16 protein-coding genes are annotated in these 19,664 nt (G+C 67.3%); 14 read left to right on the top strand and 2 right to left on the bottom strand.

The genetic code is table 11. The annotated features are described in order from the left end of the window. Nucleotides 1–76: 76 nt before the first annotated feature. The 12 genes from B4U45_RS05495 (at nt 77) to proB (ending at nt 14,330) form a co-directional block, all read left to right on the top strand. On the top strand, nt 77–1,333 hold the full coding sequence (locus B4U45_RS05495) for a saccharopine dehydrogenase family protein (RefSeq protein ID WP_122511622.1): 1,257 nt from the start codon (nt 77–79) through the stop codon (nt 1,331–1,333). A 72-nt stretch (nt 1,334–1,405) separates the two neighbouring features. Continuing rightward, nucleotides 1,406–1,999 (top strand): DUF937 domain-containing protein, encoded by a 594-nt coding sequence (locus tag B4U45_RS05490; protein WP_075548372.1) that lies wholly within the window; start codon nt 1,406–1,408, stop codon nt 1,997–1,999. 44 nt (nt 2,000–2,043) lie between these two features. After that, on the top strand, nt 2,044–2,658 hold the full coding sequence (locus B4U45_RS05485) for a LysM peptidoglycan-binding domain-containing protein (RefSeq protein ID WP_075548371.1): 615 nt from the start codon (nt 2,044–2,046) through the stop codon (nt 2,656–2,658). 76 nt (nt 2,659–2,734) lie between these two features. Continuing rightward, on the top strand, nt 2,735–5,398 hold the full coding sequence (locus tag B4U45_RS05480) for a valine--tRNA ligase (protein WP_082275539.1): 2,664 nt from the start codon (nt 2,735–2,737) through the stop codon (nt 5,396–5,398). Beyond that, nucleotides 5,395–6,828 carry a bifunctional tetrahydrofolate synthase/dihydrofolate synthase gene (gene folC, locus B4U45_RS05475; protein WP_075548370.1) on the top strand — a complete coding sequence of 478 codons (1,434 nt, stop codon included), beginning with the start codon at nt 5,395–5,397 and terminating at the stop codon, nt 6,826–6,828. The genes B4U45_RS05480 and folC overlap by 4 nt, the downstream gene beginning before the upstream one ends. Continuing rightward, the gene (locus B4U45_RS05470; protein WP_075548369.1) at nt 6,825–7,211 is read left to right on the top strand and encodes a DUF4233 domain-containing protein; all 387 of its coding nucleotides are present in this window, start codon (nt 6,825–6,827) and stop codon (nt 7,209–7,211) included. The genes folC and B4U45_RS05470 overlap by 4 nt, the downstream gene beginning before the upstream one ends. 49 nt (nt 7,212–7,260) lie before the next feature. Next, nucleotides 7,261–7,671, top strand: coding sequence for a nucleoside-diphosphate kinase (ndk, locus tag B4U45_RS05465; RefSeq protein WP_075512939.1), 411 nt, complete (start codon nt 7,261–7,263; stop codon nt 7,669–7,671). Between the two features lie 322 nt (nt 7,672–7,993). Beyond that, nucleotides 7,994–10,924, top strand: a complete 2,931-nt coding sequence (rne, locus tag B4U45_RS05460; RefSeq protein WP_075548368.1) for a ribonuclease E — start codon at nt 7,994–7,996, stop codon at nt 10,922–10,924. Nucleotides 10,925–11,138: 214 nt separating this feature from the next. Further along, nucleotides 11,139–11,450, top strand: a complete 312-nt coding sequence (rplU, locus tag B4U45_RS05455) for a 50S ribosomal protein L21 (RefSeq protein WP_075548367.1) — start codon at nt 11,139–11,141, stop codon at nt 11,448–11,450. 14 nt (nt 11,451–11,464) lie between these two features. Further along, nucleotides 11,465–11,731, top strand: a complete 267-nt coding sequence (gene rpmA, locus B4U45_RS05450) for a 50S ribosomal protein L27 (RefSeq protein WP_075548366.1) — start codon at nt 11,465–11,467, stop codon at nt 11,729–11,731. A gap of 53 nt (nt 11,732–11,784) precedes the next feature. After that, nucleotides 11,785–13,224, top strand: coding sequence for a GTPase ObgE (obgE, locus tag B4U45_RS05445; RefSeq protein WP_219859347.1), 1,440 nt, complete (start codon nt 11,785–11,787; stop codon nt 13,222–13,224). Continuing rightward, nucleotides 13,224–14,330, top strand: a complete 1,107-nt coding sequence (gene proB, locus B4U45_RS05440; RefSeq protein WP_075548364.1) for a glutamate 5-kinase — start codon at nt 13,224–13,226, stop codon at nt 14,328–14,330. Before obgE ends, proB begins: the two co-directional genes overlap by 1 nt. Nucleotides 14,331–14,332: 2 nt before the next feature. Here proB and B4U45_RS05435 read toward each other — a convergent pair whose 3' ends face one another. Next, complete coding sequence (locus B4U45_RS05435; protein WP_075548363.1) at nt 14,333–14,971, bottom strand: TetR/AcrR family transcriptional regulator; 639 nt, start codon at nt 14,969–14,971, stop codon at nt 14,333–14,335. Between the two features lie 69 nt (nt 14,972–15,040). Here B4U45_RS05435 and B4U45_RS05430 point away from each other — a divergent pair, with 69 nt between their 5' ends. Next, nucleotides 15,041–16,315: a cytochrome P450 gene (locus tag B4U45_RS05430; protein ID WP_075548362.1), complete on the top strand. Its 1,275-nt coding sequence runs from the start codon at nt 15,041–15,043 to the stop codon at nt 16,313–16,315. Here the strand turns inward: B4U45_RS05430 and B4U45_RS05425 are convergent. Next, nucleotides 16,312–17,166 carry a Sir2 family NAD-dependent protein deacetylase gene (locus tag B4U45_RS05425; RefSeq protein ID WP_371687245.1) on the bottom strand — a complete coding sequence of 285 codons (855 nt, stop codon included), beginning with the start codon at nt 17,164–17,166 and terminating at the stop codon, nt 16,312–16,314. The genes B4U45_RS05430 and B4U45_RS05425 overlap by 4 nt on opposite strands. Before the next feature lie 71 nt (nt 17,167–17,237). On the opposite strand from B4U45_RS05425, the gene B4U45_RS05420 reads away from it, so the two are divergent. Continuing rightward, a complete protein-coding gene (locus B4U45_RS05420) occupies nt 17,238–19,280 on the top strand; it encodes an NAD(+) synthase (RefSeq protein ID WP_075548361.1) in 2,043 nt (680 codons plus the stop codon). Nucleotides 19,281–19,664: the final 384 nt, after the last annotated feature.

The following is a 19,664-nucleotide window of genomic DNA, read 5'->3' as shown; positions in this document are numbered from 1 at the left end:
GGCCTTCGGGCCCGGCACCCGGTGTATTCGGGGTCGCATGCGTGCTGGGTCGCGCACCGCGGGTAGCGTCTGGCCAGTGACCGCAGCGCCGCGTGAATTCGACATCATCCTCTACGGGGCCACGGGTTTCGTCGGCAAACTGACCGCCGAATACCTGGCTCGAGCCGGCGGAGACGCGCGAATCGCGCTGGCCGGCAGGTCGACCGAGCGACTGCGCGGCGTTCGCGACACGTTGGGAGAACCCGCGCAGTCCTGGTCGGTCGTCGCCGCCGACGCCGGGTCGCCCGCGACCCTCGAGCAGATGGCGGCCCGCACCCGAGTCGTCGTCACCACGGTCGGGCCGTACATGCGCTACGGGCTGCCGTTGGTGGCGGCGTGCGCCGCCGCCGGCACCGATTACGCCGACCTGACCGGCGAGCCACCGTTTGTCCGCGACAGCATCGATCAGCACCACAAGCAGGCCGCCGACACGGGTGCCCGGATCGTGCATGCCTGCGGCTTCGACTCGATCCCGTCAGACCTGAGCGTGTACGCCCTGTACCATGCCGCCCACGACGACGGCGCCGGGGATCTGGGCGACACGCACTTTGTGGTCCGGTCTTTCGCCGGCGGGCTATCCGGCGGCACGATCGCCTCGATGCTGGAGATTCTGCGTGCCGTCTCCGCCAACCCTGACCTGCGTCGGCAATTCGCCGACCCGTACACGCTGAGCACCGACCGCGCCGCCGAGCCCGAACTCGGCCCGCAGCCCGATCTGCCATGGCGGCGCGGCAGTCAACTCGCTCCCGAGCTGAGCGGACTGTGGACGGCCGGGTTCCTGATGGCGCCGACCAATACCAGGATCGTGCGCCGTAGTAACGCGCTGTTGGATTGGGCCTACGGTAGGCGGTTCCGGTACAGCGAGCACATGAGCCTGGGATCATCGCCGCTGGCGCCGCTGGCGTCGGCCGTCATCAGCGGTGTCGGCAACGTGACGACCGGATTGGGCAGCCGATATTTCCGGCTGCTACCACAAGGGTTGGTGCAGCGGGTGGTGCCCAAGCCAGGCTCCGGCCCGAGCGCGGCGGCTCGCGACCGTGGCTACTACCGGATCGAGACCTACACCACCACAACCTCGGGCGCCCGATATGTGGCGCGCATGAAGCAGGACGGCGATCCCGGCTACAAGGCGACGTCGGTCTTGCTAGGGGAGTGCGGTCTGGCGCTGGCATTCGATCGCGACAAGCTCTCGGATCTGCGCGGGGTGCTGACCCCGGCCGCCGCGATGGGTGACGCGCTGCTGGCGCGCTTCCCGGCCGTCGGCGTGTCGTTGCACACCGAGCGGCTGGTCTGAGCCGGTGACGGCGTACGTCTAGGGTCAGAAGGGTGGTGGCTTGATATCCGACCCCGAAGGCAGCCTGCACCGATGCCCGGTCTTGATGATCTCTACACCCAGATTCCTACATCTGACATCGCGCGCACGCTCGGCGCAGACGAAACCGAGGTGGACGCGGCGGTCCGCACGCTGGTACCGGTGCTGCTTACCGGATTGCACCAGCATTCGCAGGATCCCGAACGCGCCGGCCGGATCGAGTCGGTCGCCAGCAGCCATGCCGCGCGTGGCCTGCTCGACGCGGGCGGGGCGCTCGACCAGGTTGACCGGCGCGGCGGAGAACAGGCCGAAGAGGTCGTCGCCACACTGTTCGCCGGCAATGACAGCGACAGCGTGGCATCGGCACTGGCCAGTGGTGGCGCCGGAAGGAGAGAACTTCTGCAGCGGTTGTTGCCGCTGGTGCTCCCGAAGGTGCTGGCATACCTGGGAAATCAGCTCCGGCCGGGCGGCGCACTGCAGGGTACTGCGGTTCAGCATGAGGAAACAGGCTCCGGTGGCGGCCTGGCTCAGCTGCTCGGCGGGATCCTTGGCGGCGGAAATGATGAAACGTCCCTCGGCAACCTCCTGGGTGGCAGGGGCCGCGCGCTGGGGGACATCATCGGCGGGCTCCTCGGCGGCAAGAAGTAACCCGGCGCAATCAGTCGGCCGGACCGGATAACGAAAGGCAAAGCATGTCAGACACGCTCGGCGAAGGACAGCGGCTGCAGCGAGGGCAATCCCTGGTCTCCAACAACGGGGCCTACACCTTGACCCTGCAAGAAGACGGCAACCTGGTGCTCGCCGCTGACGGCACGCCGGTATGGGCCACTGCTACCGACGGCCAGGACGTGGTGCGCGCCGAGCTGCAGACCGATGGCAACTTCGTCCTCTACACACCGGAGCGACCGGTCTGGCACAGCCACACCGTGGGCAGCACGAGCGTCAGACTGGTGCTCCAGGACGACCGCAACCTGGTGCTCTACGCCGCCGACGGCCCGGCCTGGGCCACCGGGACGCAGATCGACACGCCGCCGGCGGACCTGCAGAAATCTGTTGGCGCCCCGGAGGTGACCGGCGCGGCACAGGCGGCGCAACCCGTCGGGGAAGCGGCGCCCATCGCAGCGACGGTCGCCGACGAGCCGGCTGAGCCCGCGCTCAACACGTACACCGTGGTTTCCGGTGACACCTTGTGGGGCATCGCCGAACGCTTCTACGGTGACGGGAACAAATACCAGGTGCTGGTCGACGCCAACGCGATCCCTAATCCCGACCTGATCCATCCGGGCCAGGTGCTCACGATTCCGTGATCGACTCCTTGATGGTCGTCCACCTGCGGTTTTAGGCGCCTCCGCGCCGCTACGCGGCGGTTCCTAGAATTGACCGGTGACCTCGCGCGCCCGCTCTGACGCCGACCAGCTGCCCAAGTCGTGGGACCCGGGTGCGATGGAGGGCGCCATCTACCAGAAGTGGCTGGATGCCGGTTACTTCACCGCGGATCCCGGTAGCAGCAAGCCCGCCTACTCGATCGTGCTGCCGCCGCCGAACGTGACCGGCAGCCTGCATATGGGCCACGCACTGGAACACACCATGATGGACGCGCTGACCCGCCGAAAACGGATGCAGGGCTACGAGGTGCTGTGGCAGCCGGGCACCGACCATGCCGGTATCGCCACCCAAAGCGTGGTGGAAAAGCAGCTGGCCGTCGACGGCAAGACCAAGGAGGACTTCGGTCGTGAGCTGTTCGCCGCCTTGGTCTGGGACTGGAAGCGGGAGTCGGGCGGGGCGATCGGCGGCCAGATGCGCCGGCTCGGCGACGGGGTGGACTGGAGCCGCGACCGGTTCACCATGGACGAGGGGCTGTCGCGGGCGGTGCGGACGATCTTCAAGAGGCTCTACGACGCCGGGCTGATCTATCAGGCCGAGCGGCTGGTCAACTGGTCGCCGGTGCTGCAGACGGCGATCTCGGATCTGGAGGTCAACTACCTCGACGTCGAAGGCGAGCTGGTGTCGTTCCGGTACGGCTCGTTGGACGATTCGCAACCGCACATCGTGGTCGCCACCACGCGGGTGGAGACGATGCTCGGCGACACCGCCATCGCGGTGCACCCCGACGACGATCGCTACCGCGACCTGGTCGGCGCCACCCTGCCGCACCCGTTTGTCGACCGGCAGCTGATCATCGTCGCCGACGAGCATGTGGATCCCGAATTCGGCACCGGCGCAGTCAAAGTCACGCCCGCTCACGATCCGAACGACTTCGAGATCGGGATCCGGCATAGCCTGCCGATGCCCTCGATCATGGACACCAAGGGCCGGATCGCCGACACCGGAACCCAATTCGACGGCATGGACCGATTCGAAGCACGGGTTGCAGTGCGTGAGGCGCTGGCCGCCCAAGGCCGCATCGTCGAGGAGAAGCGCCCCTACCTGCACAGCGTGGGGCATTCCGAGCGCACCGGGGAGCCGATCGAACCGCGGCTGTCGTTGCAGTGGTGGGTCCGGGTGGAGTCGTTGGCCAAGGCCGCCGGCGACGCGGTGCGCAACGGCGACACCGTGATTCACCCCGCCAGCCTGGAACCGCGCTGGTTCACCTGGGTCGACGACATGCACGACTGGTGCATCTCGAGGCAGCTGTGGTGGGGTCATCGCATCCCGATCTGGTACGGACCCGACGGTGAAAAGGTATGTGTCGGACCGGACGAAACGCCCCCCGAGGGCTGGGAGCAGGACCCCGACGTGCTGGACACCTGGTTCTCCTCCGCGCTGTGGCCGTTCTCCACTCTGGGCTGGCCCGAAAAGACACCGGAGCTCGAAAAGTTCTATCCGACAAGTGTTCTGGTCACCGGCTACGACATTTTGTTCTTCTGGGTAGCGCGGATGATGATGTTCGGCACCTTCGTCGGCGGCGACGACGCCATCACGCTCGACGGTCGCCGCGGCCCCCAGGTGCCCTTCACCGACGTGTTCCTGCACGGGCTGATTCGTGACGAGTTCGGCCGCAAGATGAGTAAGTCCAAGGGCAACGTCATCGACCCGCTGGAGTGGATGGACACCTTCGGTGCCGATGCGTTGCGGTTCACGCTGGCCCGCGGCGCCAGCCCCGGTGGCGACTTGGCGATCGGCGAGGACGCCGTCCGGGCGTCGCGCAACTTCACCACCAAGCTGTTCAACGCGACCCGCTACGCACTGCTCAACGGCGCCGTGCTGGCGCCCTTGCCGGCACCGGCCGAGCTGACCGATGCCGACCGCTGGATCCTGGGACGACTGGAAGAGGTTCGCGCCGAAGTGGATTCGGCCTTCGACAGCTACGAGTTCAGCCGCGCCTGCGAGGCGTTGTATCACTTCGCCTGGGACGAGTTCTGCGACTGGTATGTCGAACTGGCGAAAACCCAACTGGCCGAGGGACGCTCGCATACCACAGCGGTACTGGCGGCCTCGTTGGACACGTTACTTCGGCTGCTGCACCCGGTGATCCCGTTCGTCACCGAGGCGCTCTGGCAGGCGCTGATGGATGGGGAGACCCCCGAAGAGTCGCTGGTGGTCGCCGACTGGCCGCAGCCCTCCGGGATTACTTTGGATCCCGTTGCTGCGCAGCGCATCAGCGATATGCAAAAGCTGGTGACCGAGGTCCGGCGATTCCGCAGCGACCAGGGGCTGGCCGACCGGCAGAAGGTGCCGGCCCGACTGGCCGGTATCGACGAGTCGGACCTCAATACCCAGGTTGCCGCCGTGACATCGCTGGCATGGCTCACCGCTGCGGGTCCGGATTTCCGCCCGTCGGTGTCATTGGAGGTTCGGCTGAGCCGGGCAAGGGTCGTCGTTGAACTCGACACCTCCGGCACGATCGACGTGGCCGCTGAACGCCGCCGGCTGGAAAAGGAATTGGCCGCGGCGCAAAAGGAGCTGGCAGCAACCGGCGCCAAATTGGCGAACGCGGATTTCTTGGCCAAGGCGCCCGAAGCTGTCGTCGACAAGATCCGCGACCGGCAGCGGCTGGCGCACGAGGAAAGCGACCGCATCACGGCCAGGCTGGCTGCGCTGCAATGAGTTTCGAGTCGACAGACCGGCCATCTACCGGCATGGCTCCCACGCCGGACGAGATCGCGTCGCTGCTGCAGGTCGAGCACCTGCTGGACCAGCGCTGGCCGGAGACTCGCATCGAGCCGAGCCTGACAAGGATCAGCGCGCTGCTGGACCTGCTGGGATCACCGCAACGTGGCTATCCCTCGATCCACATCGCCGGAACCAACGGCAAGACGTCGGTGGCGCGGATGATCGACGCATTGGTCACCGCGTTGCAGCAACGGACCGGCCGCACCACCAGCCCGCACCTGCAGTCGGTGGTGGAACGCATCTCGATCGACGGAAAGCCGATCAGCCCGGCGCAGTACGTCGCGACGTACCGGGAAATCGAGCCGTTCGTGCAGATGATCGATGAGCAGTCGCAGAATGCAGGCGGGCCGGCGATGAGCAAGTTCGAGGTGCTCACCGCGATGGCGTTCGCCGCGTTCGCCGACGCGCCCGTCGACGTCGCGGTGGTCGAGGTGGGTATGGGTGGACGATGGGACGCCACCAACGTGATCAATGCGCCGGTGGCGGTGATCACCCCGATCAGCAAGGACCATGTCGACTACCTCGGGAACGACATCGCCGGGATCGCGGGCGAGAAGGCGGGGATTATCCGTCGAGCCGAAGAGGGCTCGCCGGAAACGGTCGCGGTCATCGCGCGTCAGCGCCCGGAGGTCATGGAGGTGCTGCTGGGTCAGGCCGTCCGCTCGGACGCCGCGGTCGCCCGGGAGGATTCGGAGTTCGCCGTGTTGGGCCGACAGGTCGCCGTCGGCGGTCAGGTGCTGCAACTGCAAGGTCTGGGCGGGGTGTACTCCGACATCTACCTGCCGCTGCACGGTGAACACCAGGCGCACAACGCGGTGGTGGCGCTGGCCGCGGTCGAGGCATTCTTCGGCGCGGGTGCCCAGCGTCAACTCGACGTCGAGGCGGTGCGGGCGGGATTCGCCGCGGTCACCAGCCCGGGCCGGCTGGAACGGATGCGCAGCGCACCGGCGGTGTTCATCGACGCAGCCCACAATCCGGCCGGGGCGGCTGCGCTGGCCCGGACGCTGGCCGACGAGTTCGACTTCCGGACGTTGGTCGGGGTGATCAGTGTGCTGGCCGACAAGGACGTCGACGGCATTCTGCAAGCGGTGGAGCCGGTGTTCGACTCGGTCGTGGTGACCCACAACGGGTCACCGCGCGCGCTGGATGTCGAGTCGCTGGCCGCGGCGGCCCGGGAGCGGTTCGGACCCGATCGGGTGCTGTCCGCCGCGAACCTGAGCGATGCCATCGACACGGCAACCGCGCTGGTCGACGGGGCGGTGGCGGACCCGGGCGACGCGTTTTCCGGCACCGGGATTGTCATCACCGGCTCGGTTGTCACCGCCGGCGCTGCCCGCACCTTGTTTGGTCGTGACCCGGAATGACCGAGCAACCGGCAGCGCCCACACCACCGGCCGACCCGTGGAAGAGCTTCGGTGCGGTCATGGCCGCGACACTGCTTCTCGAGGCGATCGTGGTGCTGCTGGCGATACCCGTGGTGGGCGCGGTGGGCGGCGGGCTGGGTCCGGCATCGCTGGGGTACCTGATCGGACTGGCCGTGGCATTGATCCTGCTTGCCGGGCTGCAGCGCAGACCCTGGGCGATCTGGGTGAACCTCGGCGTCCAGCTGGTGCTGCTCGCCGGGTTCGCCGTGTACCCGGGCGTCGGCTTCATCGGAGTGCTGTTCACCGGGGTATGGGTGCTGATCGCGTACTTTCGGGCCGAGGTCCGGCGCCGGGAGCGAGGGGGAGCGCCGCCGCCGGGCTGAGCCGGGCCTGCCGTGCGAAGTCAGCGTTGGCCATCTACTCTTAGCCACCGTGACTGAACGGACCCTCGTGCTGATCAAGCCGGACGGTGTGCAACGCGGACTGATCGGCGAGATCATCGGCCGCATCGAGCGCAAAGGCCTGACCATCGCGGCGCTGGAGCTCAGGAACGTCAGCGACGAGCTGGCCGGCCGTCATTACGCCGAGCACGAAGGCAAGCCGTTCTTCGGGTCGTTGCTCGAATTCATCACCTCGGGGCCGGTGGTGGCGGCCGTCGTGGAGGGGCCGCGAGCGGTCGCGGCTTTTCGCCAGCTGGCCGGCGGCACCGACCCGGTGGACAAGGCCACGCCCGGCACCATCCGCGGCGACTTCGGCTTGGAAACCCAGTTCAACCTGGTGCATGGCTCCGATTCGGCCGAGTCGGCGCAGCGCGAGATCGCGCTCTGGTTTGCCGGCGCCTAGCGCCGGGAGAAGTGCTTGCGAGCCGGATTCGTCGGCGTACGACTCAGACGAGGGTGATCCGGCCCGGTGATATGGGATACTGACTGCGGGTGAACGTCGCCGGACCGGCGTCGAACACCCGAATGAAGACTTCGGCAAGCGCGACCATCGCCATTCGATGGGGCGCGGCGTGTCAAGCCGTCATTCAGCACGGCGCCGAGTGTGCTCGCCTGAGCGGCTCGGAGCAAGACCATCACAAGTCCGGGAGAAGTGACCCGGGCACATAGCGGAGCCCTCGCGTGGCCGCGTCGAAACGACGCGCCCGGGGGCTTGAGGAGAATACGTGGTAGACGGTGCCCCATCTTCAGACCCAAAAGAGCCGACACAGCGTGAGGAACTGCCGGACCGACTGAGAGTCCATTCGCTGGCACGAACGCTGGGGACCAGCAGCAGGCGGGTGCTCGATGCCCTCAATGCGCTGGACGGTCGAATCCGCAGCGCACATTCCAGTGTGGACCGGGTCGACGCGGTCCGGGTGCGCGACCTGCTGGCCGAAACGCCCGCCGACGAAGCGGACCAAGCCAACCAAGCCAACCAAGCCAAAGAAGAACCAAACGCTGAACCCAGTGTCGCCGCGGCGGCTGTTGCACCGGACGAAGCTGACGAAGCCCCGGAACCCGAATCCCGGCTGCTGCTGGAAACGCAGGAAACGGTCCAGGTCGTCGAGACCCGGGTGGAGCGCCCGCATTACCTGCCGTTGTTCGTCGCGCCGCAGCCGATTCCCGAGGCGATCGACGAGGACGACGGCACCGATGACGAGGCGGCCGACGATGCCGACGATGACGACGAACAGGAGCAGATCGACCGGCCGAGCGGTCGGCGGCGTCGGCGTGGCCGTCGGGGCCGTGGTCGGGGACGCGGTGAACAGGGTGGATCCGACGGCCCAGGCGAAGATGACGGCGATGAGGGCGACCGGAAGGCGGTTGGCGATTCTGCCCGTTCCGACGACTCCGAGGGTGACGATTCAGAGGACTCCGACGACACCGACACCGACACCGACGCCGGCGACGAGGACAACGGTTCGGCAGAGGGCGCCAGCCGGCGCCGCCGGCGCCGCAGACGGCGCAAGTCGGGATCCGGAGAGGACGGCGACGAGGGCCCGGCGCCCGACGATCCGCCCAACACCGTTGTGCATGAACGCGCGCCCCGCAACGGCGGCTCCGGAGACGACGAGTCCGGCGGCAACGAGATCAAGGGCATCGACGGCTCGACCCGGCTAGAAGCCAAACGGCAACGTCGCCGGGACGGCCGCGACGCCGGGCGGCGCCGCCCACCGGTTCTGACCGAAGCCGAATTCCTGGCCAGGCGCGAGGCCGTCGAGCGGGTCATGGTGGTGCGCGACCGAGTCCGCACCGAGCCGCCGCACCCGGGCACCCGTTACACCCAGATCGCCGTGCTGGAAGACGGCATCGTCGTCGAGCATTTCGTGACTTCGGCTGCTTCCGCGTCGTTGGTGGGCAACATCTACCTGGGCATCGTGCAGAATGTGCTGCCGTCGATGGAGGCGGCCTTCGTCGACATCGGTCGCGGCCGCAACGGTGTGCTCTACGCCGGTGAAGTCAACTGGGACGCAGCCGGACTCGGCGGGGCCGACCGCAAGATCGAACAGGCCCTCAAACCCGGCGACTACGTCGTCGTCCAGGTCAGCAAGGACCCGGTGGGCCACAAGGGCGCACGGCTGACCACGCAGGTGTCGCTGGCCGGCCGCTATCTGGTCTACGTGCCGGGCGCGTCGTCGACCGGGATCAGTCGCAAGCTGCCCGACACCGAACGCCAGCGGCTCAAGGAGATCTTGCGCGAGGTGGTGCCGTCCGACGCGGGAGTGATCATCCGCACCGCGTCCGAGGGAGTCAAAGAGGGCGACATCCGTGCCGACGTCACCCGGTTGCGGGAACGCTGGCAACAGATCGAAGCCAAGGCCGCCGAGGTCAAACAGAAGGCGGCCGGCGCTGCGGTGGCCCTCTACGAAGAACCGGATGTGCTGGTCAAGGTCATCCGCGACTTGTTTAACGAGGACTTCGCCGGACTCATCGTTTCCGGCGACGAGGCCTGGGCCACGATCAATGACTACGTGAATTCCGTTGCGCCCGACTTGGTTTCGAAATTGACCAAGTATGAGCCGGCCGAGCTTGCCGAGAGTCAGACGCGCCCCGACGTCTTTGCGGTGCATCGCATCGACGAGCAGCTGACCAAGGCGATGGACCGTAAGGTGTGGCTGCCGTCGGGCGGGACATTGGTGATCGACCGGACCGAGGCCATGACGGTGATCGACGTCAACACCGGCAAATTCACCGGCTCCGGGGGCAATCTCGAGCAAACCGTCACCAAGAACAACCTGGAGGCGGCCGAGGAGATCGTGCGTCAGCTGCGGCTGCGTGACATCGGCGGCATCGTGGTCATCGACTTCATCGACATGGTGCTGGAATCCAACCGCGATCTGGTGCTGCGCCGGCTGACCGAGGCGCTGGCCCGCGACCGCACCCGTCACCAGGTGTCAGAGGTGACCTCGCTGGGCTTGGTCCAGCTGACCCGCAAACGTTTGGGAACCGGCCTGATCGAGGCCTTCTCGTCGTCGTGTGCCCAGTGCAACGGGCGTGGGATCCTGCTGCATGCCGATCCGGTGGATGCGGCGCCGGCGACCGGGCGAAAGTCGGAATCCGGAGGTCGCCGAAACAGGCGCTCGAAGAAGAGCCGCGCCGAAGAGCCCACTGAGAAGGGGATCGTGGCCAAGGTCCCCGCTCACGCCCCCGGCGAGCATCCGATGTTCAAAGCGATGGCCGCCGGCTCGTCGCTGGGACCGGGCCGTGGAGACGGGGAACCCGAGGAGTCCGGTGAGGAACTCGCCGCCGCGATCGACGAGGACACCGCGATGGCGGTGTCCAGCGACATCGAAGACCTCGAAGACAACGAAGACACCGGGGAGCCCGATGACATCGAAGACTTCGAGGACACCGACGAAGATGCCGACGAGGACGAAGAGCTCGACGACGAGGAGCTCGACGACGACGAGCTCGACGACGACGATCTCGGTGATGACGACCTCGATGACGAGCTCGACGTCGATGATTCCGACACCGACGACGAGGACACCGACTCCGAGCCCGACGACAGTCCTGACCGGCCCGGACCCGTCGAGGCTTCCTCGTCGCCGGAACGTCCGCGCCGGCGACGCGCGGCGGGCAGGCCGGCCGGCCCGCCGATACATGTGGACTGAGCGCCCCAACCGCTGGGCCGGTTTGACCCTCTAGCCGCTGGTCACGTAACCTGGGTCAGTTGTCGCCGGGCTGCCAGCCTACGACGCCGATCCGGTCCAATCGCGCCTGCGGTGGCGCCGTGGTGCCGAATCGCGAACCAGATCCGCACGTGTCAGCCACTGCTGACGCGTGCCCGCAAGAGTAAGCACGACAACGAGCAGAGGTGCACCCACGATGGCGACCTACGCAATCGTCAAGACCGGCGGCAAGCAATACAAGGTTGCCGTCGGAGACGTGGTCAAAGTCGAAAGGCTCGAATCCGACCCCGGCTCGAAGGTGTCGCTGCCGGTCGCCTTGGTCGTCGACGGTGCCACCGTCACCACCGATGCCAACGCCCTGGCCAAGGTCGCGGTGACCGGCGAGGTCCTCGAGCACGTCAAGGGGCCCAAGATCCGGATCCACAAGTTCAAGAACAAGACCGGCTACCACAAGCGGCAGGGCCACCGTCAGCAGCTGACGGTCCTGAAAGTCACCGACATCAAATAGCGGAGGCGACAAAAATGGCACACAAGAAGGGCGCTTCCAGCTCGCGCAACGGTCGGGACTCGGCCGCGCAGCGGCTGGGTGTCAAGCGGTTCGGCGGCCAGGTCGTCAAGGCCGGCGAGATCCTGATTCGTCAGCGTGGCACCAAATTCCATCCCGGCATCAACGTCGGCCGCGGCGGCGATGACACGTTGTTCGCCAAGGCGGCCGGTGCGGTCGAGTTCGGCATCAAGCGTGGGCGCAAGACCGTCAACATCGTCGCGGCCGGGCAAGCGACCGACTGAGCGTCGTGGTTGTGCACTAGCTGCACACTCGGGGTCGATTGAGGGGATGCCCGATGCCTCGGTTCGTCGATCGGGTCGTTGTTCACGTGCGGGCGGGCTCGGGTGGTAACGGCTGCGCCTCGGTTCATCGGGAGAAGTTCAAGCCGCTAGGTGGTCCCGACGGCGGCAACGGCGGTCGCGGCGGCAGCGTCATCTTTGTGGTGGACCCGCAGGTGCACACCCTGCTCGACTTCCATTTCCATCCCCACATCACCGCGCCGTCGGGCAAACCGGGGATGGGCAGCAACCGCGACGGCGCAGCGGGCGCCGATCTGGAGGTCAAGGTTCCCGACGGCACCGTCGTGCTGGACGAAACCGGGCGGTTGCTGGCCGATCTGGTCGGCGCCGGCACCCGCTTTGCGGCCGCCGCCGGTGGCCGCGGCGGCTTGGGCAACGCCGCGCTGGCGTCACGGGCCCGCAAAGCCCCCGGGTTCGCGCTGCTCGGCGAACCCGGACAGTCGCGCGATCTCACCCTGGAACTCAAGACCGTCGCCGACGTCGGGTTGATCGGATTCCCGTCGGCCGGAAAGTCGTCGCTGGTGTCGGTCATTTCGGCGGCCAAACCCAAGATCGCCGACTACCCGTTTACCACCCTGGTGCCCAATCTCGGCGTGGTCTCGGCGGGCGAGCACGCATACACCGTCGCCGACGTGCCCGGCTTGATCCCGGGCGCTGCCCAGGGCCGCGGCCTAGGCCTGGACTTCCTGCGGCACATCGAGCGCTGCGCGGTGCTGGTGCATGTCGTGGACTGTGCGACCAACGAGCCGGGCCGCGACCCGATCTCCGACATCGACGCGCTGGAAGCCGAACTCGCGGCCTACACACCCACGCTGCGAGGCGACGCGGTGCTCGACGATCTCACCGAGCGGCCCCGGGCGGTGGTGCTCAACAAGATCGATGTCCCCGAGGCGCGGGAGCTCGCCGAGTTCGTTCGCGACGAGATCGCCCAACGCGGTTGGCCGGTGTTCCTGGTGTCCACAGTCACCCGGGAGAACCTGCAGCCGTTGATCTTCGGGCTGTGGCACATGGTTGCGCAATACCACGCCGCACAGCCTCAGGTGGTGCCGCGACGGCCGGTCATTCGCCCGGTGCCCATCGACGACAGTGGTTTCGACGTGCAGCCCGACGGCCGCGGCGGCTTCGTGGTGACCGGTGCCCGACCCGAACGCTGGATCGGCCAGACCGACTTCGACAACGACGAGGCCATCGGCTACCTCGCGGACCGCCTCGCGCGCCTGGGTGTTGAGGACGAGCTGCTGCGGCTGGGCGCCCAGCCGGGGTGCGCGGTGACGATCGGTGACATGACTTTCGACTGGGAGCCGCAAACTCCCGCGGGCGGTCACGTCGCGATGTCGGGCCGGGGCACCGATGCGCGCCTGGAGCGCAGCGATCGGGTCGGCGCCGCCGAACGCAAGGCGGCCCGCCGGCAGCGACGCGAACGCGGTGAGAGCTGATGGCCAGTCCGCACCGGGAAGTCATTCGGACCGCGCGCAGCCTCGTCGTGAAGGTCGGGACGACGGCGCTGACCACGCCGTCGGGGATGTTCGACGCCGGCCGGCTGGCCGAGCTCGCCGACGCTATCGAGGCGCGGATGAAGGCGGGCACCGACGTCGTCATCGTGTCCTCGGGCGCGATCGCCGCCGGCCTCGAACCGCTCGGATTATCGCGTCGGCCAAGAGATCTGGCGACCAAACAGGCCGCCGCCAGCGTCGGGCAGGTGGCGCTGGTGAACTCGTGGAGCACCGCGTTCGCCCGGTACGGCCGCACGGTGGGGCAGGTGCTGTTGACCGCCCACGACATCTCGATGCGGGTCCAGCACACCAACGCCCAGCGCACCCTGGACCGGCTGCGGGCGCTGCACGCGGTGGCGATCGTCAACGAGAACGACACGGTGGCCACCAACGAGATCCGCTTCGGCGACAACGATCGGCTGTCGGCGCTGGTGGCTCACCTGGTGGGCGCCGAGGCGCTGGTGCTGCTGTCCGACATCGACGGGCTTTACGACAGCGATCCCCGAAAGCACCAGGGGGCCCGGTTTATCCCCGAAGTGTCCGGGCTCGCGGATCTTGAGGGCGTTGTCGCCGGCCGCAGCAGTCATCTGGGTACCGGCGGGATGGCGTCCAAGGTGTCGTCGGCGTTGCTGGCCGCGGACGCGGGGGTGCCGGTGCTGCTGGCTCCCGCGGCCGACGCGGCGACGGCGCTCACCGATGCGTCGGTGGGTACGGTGTTCGCGCCGCGGCCCGGGCGCATGTCGGCGCGGCGGTTCTGGGTACGGTATGCCGCCGAGGCCGCGGGTTGGCTGACGCTCGACGCGGGTGCGGTGCATGCGGTCGTGCGGCAACGCCGGTCGCTGCTGCCGGCGGGAATTACCGCGGTGTCGGGCAAGTTTTTCGCCGGCGACGTGGTCGAACTTCGTGGACCCGACGCGACCACGGTGGCCCGCGGTGTGGTCGCCTACGACGCGGCCGAGCTGGCCGCGATGATGGGCCGGTCCACCTCGGAGCTGTCCGGTGAACTACGCCGGCCCGCGGTGCATGCCGACGACCTGGTGCCCGAGTAACCTCACGTAGCCGAAGCGGCTTCCAGATACAGTGCGCCCCAGACTATTTCGGTCATCGTGGTGGCCAGCTCGGCGTCGAACTCGGATGGTTTGCCCGGCAAGCTCTGCTGACAGACCCGCTCGACCATCCAGGTCAGCGCATCGGCGGTGGTGGCCGCGGGCAGTTCGGCCCGAATGGAGCCGTCGGCCTGGCCGTCCTCGATGACACGGGCCAGGCGCTCGGAGATGGCGGTCAGCAGATCGCGATAGGTTTGTGCCGCCATCGGGTCGTAGCCGGCCATCTCGCTGAGCGCCACAAGCAGCGGTTGGTGACGCCGAAAGCTGGAGATGACGCCCGCCATGGCGGCGCGGACATCCTCGGGATTGTGTCGCCAGGCCACGTCCCACCACTGTGCGGCGCGGTGCTCCAGGTCGTCGAAAACCTGGCCGGCCAACCGGCGCAGCAGGTGGCCTTTGTCCTCGAAATAGATGTAGAAGCTGGCGCGGGAGATGCCAGCCGCGGTCGCTAGCCGATCCACGCTGAGCTCGGTGAAGCTCGCGCCCTCGTTCATCAGTTGTTCGGTGGCGTCCAGCAGCCGCCGTTCCAGCTGCTCTCGTCGCTGCCGGCGGCTGGCCTGGGTGTTGCGAGTAACCGATGGCATGTCTCGTTCTGCGCCTCCCCTCCGCTTCGGGCGAGCATAACCGTGAATTCGACATCTTGACTAGACACTATGTCCAATTCTATGGTCGTGGTCGTGGCTGCCGGTATCCGTGCCTACGACCCGATCGACCTGTCCTCGCGCAAGTTCTGGGCCTTGACCGCCGCCGAGCGGGAACGCTCGTTCGCGGTGCTGCGCGCCGAGCGTCCGGTGAGCTGGCACCGACCGGTCGACGACGCCCTGCTCCAGGATCCCGGCGACCCTGGTTTCTGGGCGGTCACCCGGCGCTCCGACATCGTCACGGTCAGTCGCACCAACGAGGTGTTCCTGTCCGGCAAGGGCGTGCTCTTCGAAAACGTGCCCGTCGAGTTGCTGGAAGGGTCGCAGTCGTTCCTGGCGATGGACCCGCCGCGACACACCAAGCTGCGCAAGCTGATCAGCGCGGCGTTCACGCCGCGGCAGGTGCGCCGCATCGAGGACTCGATCAAGACCAACGCCCAGGTCATCGTCGAAGAGCTACGCACGGCCGGCAGCGGTGTCGATTTCGTCGAGCGCTGCGCCAAGGAACTGCCGATGCGCACTTTGTCGGACATGGTCGGGATTCCCGAATCCGAACGTGAGCCGGTGGCTCATGCCGCCGACGCGCTGGTCTCCTGGGCCGACTCGGTCTACCTCGACGGGCGCAACCCGGTGCAAGTGCTGTTCGAGAATCAGGCCTATCTGCATCAGCTTGCCGCCGAGCTGGCTGCCGAACGGCGCGACCACCCGGGCGATGACTTGTTCAGCGGCCTGGTGAACGCCGAAGTGGACGGCGACCGGCTCTCCGATGCCGATGTGGCGGCGTTCTTCGTGTTGCTTGCGGTGGCCGGCAATGACACCACTCGCCAAGCCACCAGTCACACGCTGCGCGCGCTCACCGACTTTCCCGCCCAGAAGGCTTGGCTGGTCGCGGATTTCGACACTCGGATCGGCACCGCGGTCGAGGAGTTCATCCGGTGGGCCACCCCGGTGATGACGTTTCGACGCACGGCCGCAACAGATTTCGAGCTGGCCGGCCAGACCATCCGGGCCGGCGAGAAGGTGGTGATGTTCTATGCGTCCGGCAACCGGGACTCGGACGCCTTCGACCATCCCGACCGCTTCGACTTGAGCCGCAGTCCCAACCCGCATGTCGGGTTCGGCGGCGGAGGAGTGCACTTTTGCCTGGGCGCTCATGTGGCCCGGACGCAACTGCGCGCCATCTTCGGCGAGCTGCTGCGGCAGTTGCCGGACATCCAGGCCGGCGATCCGGCCTACGTGCCGGGCAACTTCGTGCACGCCATTCGCAGCATGCCGTGCACGTTCTAAGGGGCCGCTCTAATGGGCCGCGGGCTCGCCAGCTCGGCGGCCAGCCGCGTCAACGTCTCCGAGCATCCGCCGTCGATCTTCACCGCGGCCAAGCCGTCGCCGCGGGTGGGTCCCCGGTTGACGATCGCGATCGGGATCGCCAGGGCGGCGGCGCGGCGCACGAATCGGTAGCCGGAGAACACCGTCAGCGACGAGCCGGCCACCAGCAGCGCCTGGGCCCCTTCGACCAGTGAATATGCCTGGGCCACACGGTCTTTAGGCACGTTTTCGCCGAAGTAGACGATATCGGGCTTGAGTATGCCGCCGCAGCACGGACAGTCGAGGTAGCGAAACGATGCGGTGTCGGCGGCCGAGGCGATGACGGCGTCCGAGTCGGGAGCCACCCCCAGTCCGCCGACCGCCGCGGCGCGCTCGATAAATCCGGGGTTGAGCGCTTCGAGCTTTTCGGCCATCGCGGCGCGGCTGGTGATATGACCGCAACTCAGGCACCTCACCTGCGCGTAGGTGCCGTGCAGGTTGACCACGTTGCGGCTGCCGGCCTTGGTGTGCAGCAGATCGACGTTCTGGGTGATCACGCCGGTCACCACCCCGGCCCGCTCGAGCGCGGCCAGCGCCCGATGGCCGGCATTGGGTACGGTGTCGTCCATGTGCCGCCAGCCGCAATGATTGCGGGCCCAGTATCGCCGGCGAAACCGCGGATCCGAGGTGAACTGGCCGATGGTCATGGGATTGCTCGGCGGTGAGTCAGGTCCCCGGTAATCGGGTATGCCCGAGTCGGTAGAAATTCCCGCGCCCGTGAGTGCCGCGACCCGGCGCCCGGCCAGCAGCGCGACGAGGTCGCAGGAGTCCACCCAACCGAGCCTAATGGGAGTCGACACCCCGTCACCCGATCTCGATCGTGCTACCGCGACAATGGAGGGCAATGAGCTTCTATTCCGCATACCGGCACGGGTTCGTGCGCGTCGCCGCGTGCACGCACCACACCACCATCGGCGACCCCGCGGCCAATGCCGCCTCGGTACTGGGCCTGGCGCGCCAGTGTCACGACGACGGCGTCGCGCTGGCGGTGTTTCCCGAGTTGACATTGTCGGGGTACTCGATCGAGGACATCCTGCTGCAGGACGCCCTGCTCGACGCCGTTGAGGACGCACTGCTGGACGTGGTGGCCCAGTCCGCCGATCTGCTGCCGGTCCTGGTGGTCGGCGCGCCGCTGCGATATCGGCACCGCATCTACAACACCGCGGCTGTCATTCACCGCGGCTCCGTGCTGGGTGTGGTCCCGAAGTCCTATCTGCCCACCTACCGGGAGTTCTACGAGAGCCGGCAGGTCGCCGCCGGCGATGACGAGCGCGGCAGCCTGCGGATCGGCGGATCGGACGTGCCGTTTGGCCCCGATCTGCTCTTCACCGCGTCGGACCTGTCCGGCTTTGTCCTGCACGTCGAGATCTGCGAGGACATGTTCGTCCCGCTACCGCCCAGCGCCGAGGCGGCGCTGGCCGGAGCGACCGTGTTGGCCAACCTGTCCGGTAGCCCGATCACCATCGGGCGCGCCGAGGACCGCTGCTTGCTGGCCCGCTCGGCGTCGGCGCGGTGCCTGGCCGCCTACGTCTACGCCGCCGCGGGAGAGGGGGAGTCGACGACGGACCTGGCGTGGGACGGCCAGACGATGATCTGGGAGAACGGGGTGTTGCTGGCGCAGTCCGAGCGCTTCCCGAAGGGGGAGCGTCGCTCGGTGGCCGACGTCGACACCGAGCTGCTCCGATCGGAGCGGTTGCGGATGGGCACCTTCGACGACAACCGGCGTCACCACCGGGCAGCAGTGGAGTCGTTCCGGCGCATCGAGTTCCGGGTCGATCCGCCCACCGGCGACATCGGGTTGCGGCGGGTCGTGGAACGGTTCCCGTTCGTGCCCGCCGATCCGCAACGGCTGCAACAGGATTGCTATGAGGCTTACAACATTCAGGTGTCCGGCCTCGAGCAGCGGTTGCGGGCGCTGAACTATCCGAAGGTGGTCATCGGCGTCTCGGGCGGTCTGGATTCCACGCACGCGCTGATCGTCGCCGCCCGTGCCATGGACCGCGAAGGCCGGTCGCGCAGCGACATTCTGGCGTTCACCCTGCCCGGCTTCGCCACCGGTGATCGCACCAAGAGCAACGCGGTCAAGCTGGCGCGGGCGCTCGGCGCCACCTTCGAGGAAATCGATATCCGTGACACCGCCGCGCTGATGCTCAACGAAATGGGCCATCCGTTCGCGCGGGGGGAGAAGGTCTACGATGTCACCTTCGAGAACGTGCAGGCCGGCCTGCGCACCGATTACCTGTTCCGCATCGCCAACCAGCGCGGCGGAATCGTGCTGGGCACCGGGGATCTGTCCGAGCTTGGCCTGGGCTGGTCGACATACGGAGTGGGCGATCAGATGTCGCACTACAACGTCAATGCCGGGGTGCCAAAGACGCTGATCCAGCACTTGATCCGCTGGGTCATCTCCTCGGGCGAATTCGACCAGCAGGTGTGCGAGGTGCTGCAGTCGGTGCTCGACACCGAGATCACCCCGGAGCTGGTTCCCAGCGGCGAAGAGGAGGAACTGCAGAGCAGCGAGGCGAAGGTGGGACCCTTTGCGTTGCAGGACTTCTCGCTGTTCCAGGTGCTGCGCTTCGGGTTCCGGCCGTCGAAGATCGCGTTCCTGGCCTGGCATGCATGGAGTGACTCCGAGCGCGGCACGTGGCCGCCCGGCTTCCCGCACGACAAGCGGCCGTCCTACTCGCTGTCCGAGATTCGGCACTGGCTGCAGGTTTTCGTCGAGCGGTTTTATTCGTTCAGCCAGTTCAAACGTTCGGCATTGCCCAACGGGCCCAAGGTGTCGCACGGGGGCGCGTTGTCACCACGTGGGGATTGGCGTGCGCCGTCGGATATGCCGGCGCGAACCTGGCTCGACCAGATCGAGCGGGAAGTGCCGCACGACTGAAGGCGATGTAGAGGTGTTGCGGCAATAGGGTGAATCGCCGCGTGGGATCTGTGGCGGGACGTCTGTAGACGGCGGTCGGTGACGAGCTACTAGTCCGAAGTTACGACGGGTTCTGACTGGGGATTAGTGTTCTGAGCTGGCGATATGGGCTGCTGTCTCGTCCTGATGTGTAGTCACGAATATGTGTGTGTCATTCGTGTCTGATCGGCGCAATCAGTCTATGATGCTTTGTATGCCGCGCAACCAGGGCAAAGCTCACGTAGTCAGAGTTAAAAAGACGCATGTGGATAAGCAGGGCAAACAGCGCGTCTATCAGTCGGTGCTGTTGCGCCGCACCTTCCGCGACGGGCCCAAGGTGCGCAACGAGACCGTGGCCAACTTGTC

It is taken from the genome of Mycobacterium persicum (genome assembly GCF_002086915.1).
Classification (GTDB): domain Bacteria; phylum Actinomycetota; class Actinomycetes; order Mycobacteriales; family Mycobacteriaceae; genus Mycobacterium; species Mycobacterium persicum.
Note: the sequence above shows the minus strand (reverse complement) of the source record. Positions and strands in the feature narration are given on the sequence as shown.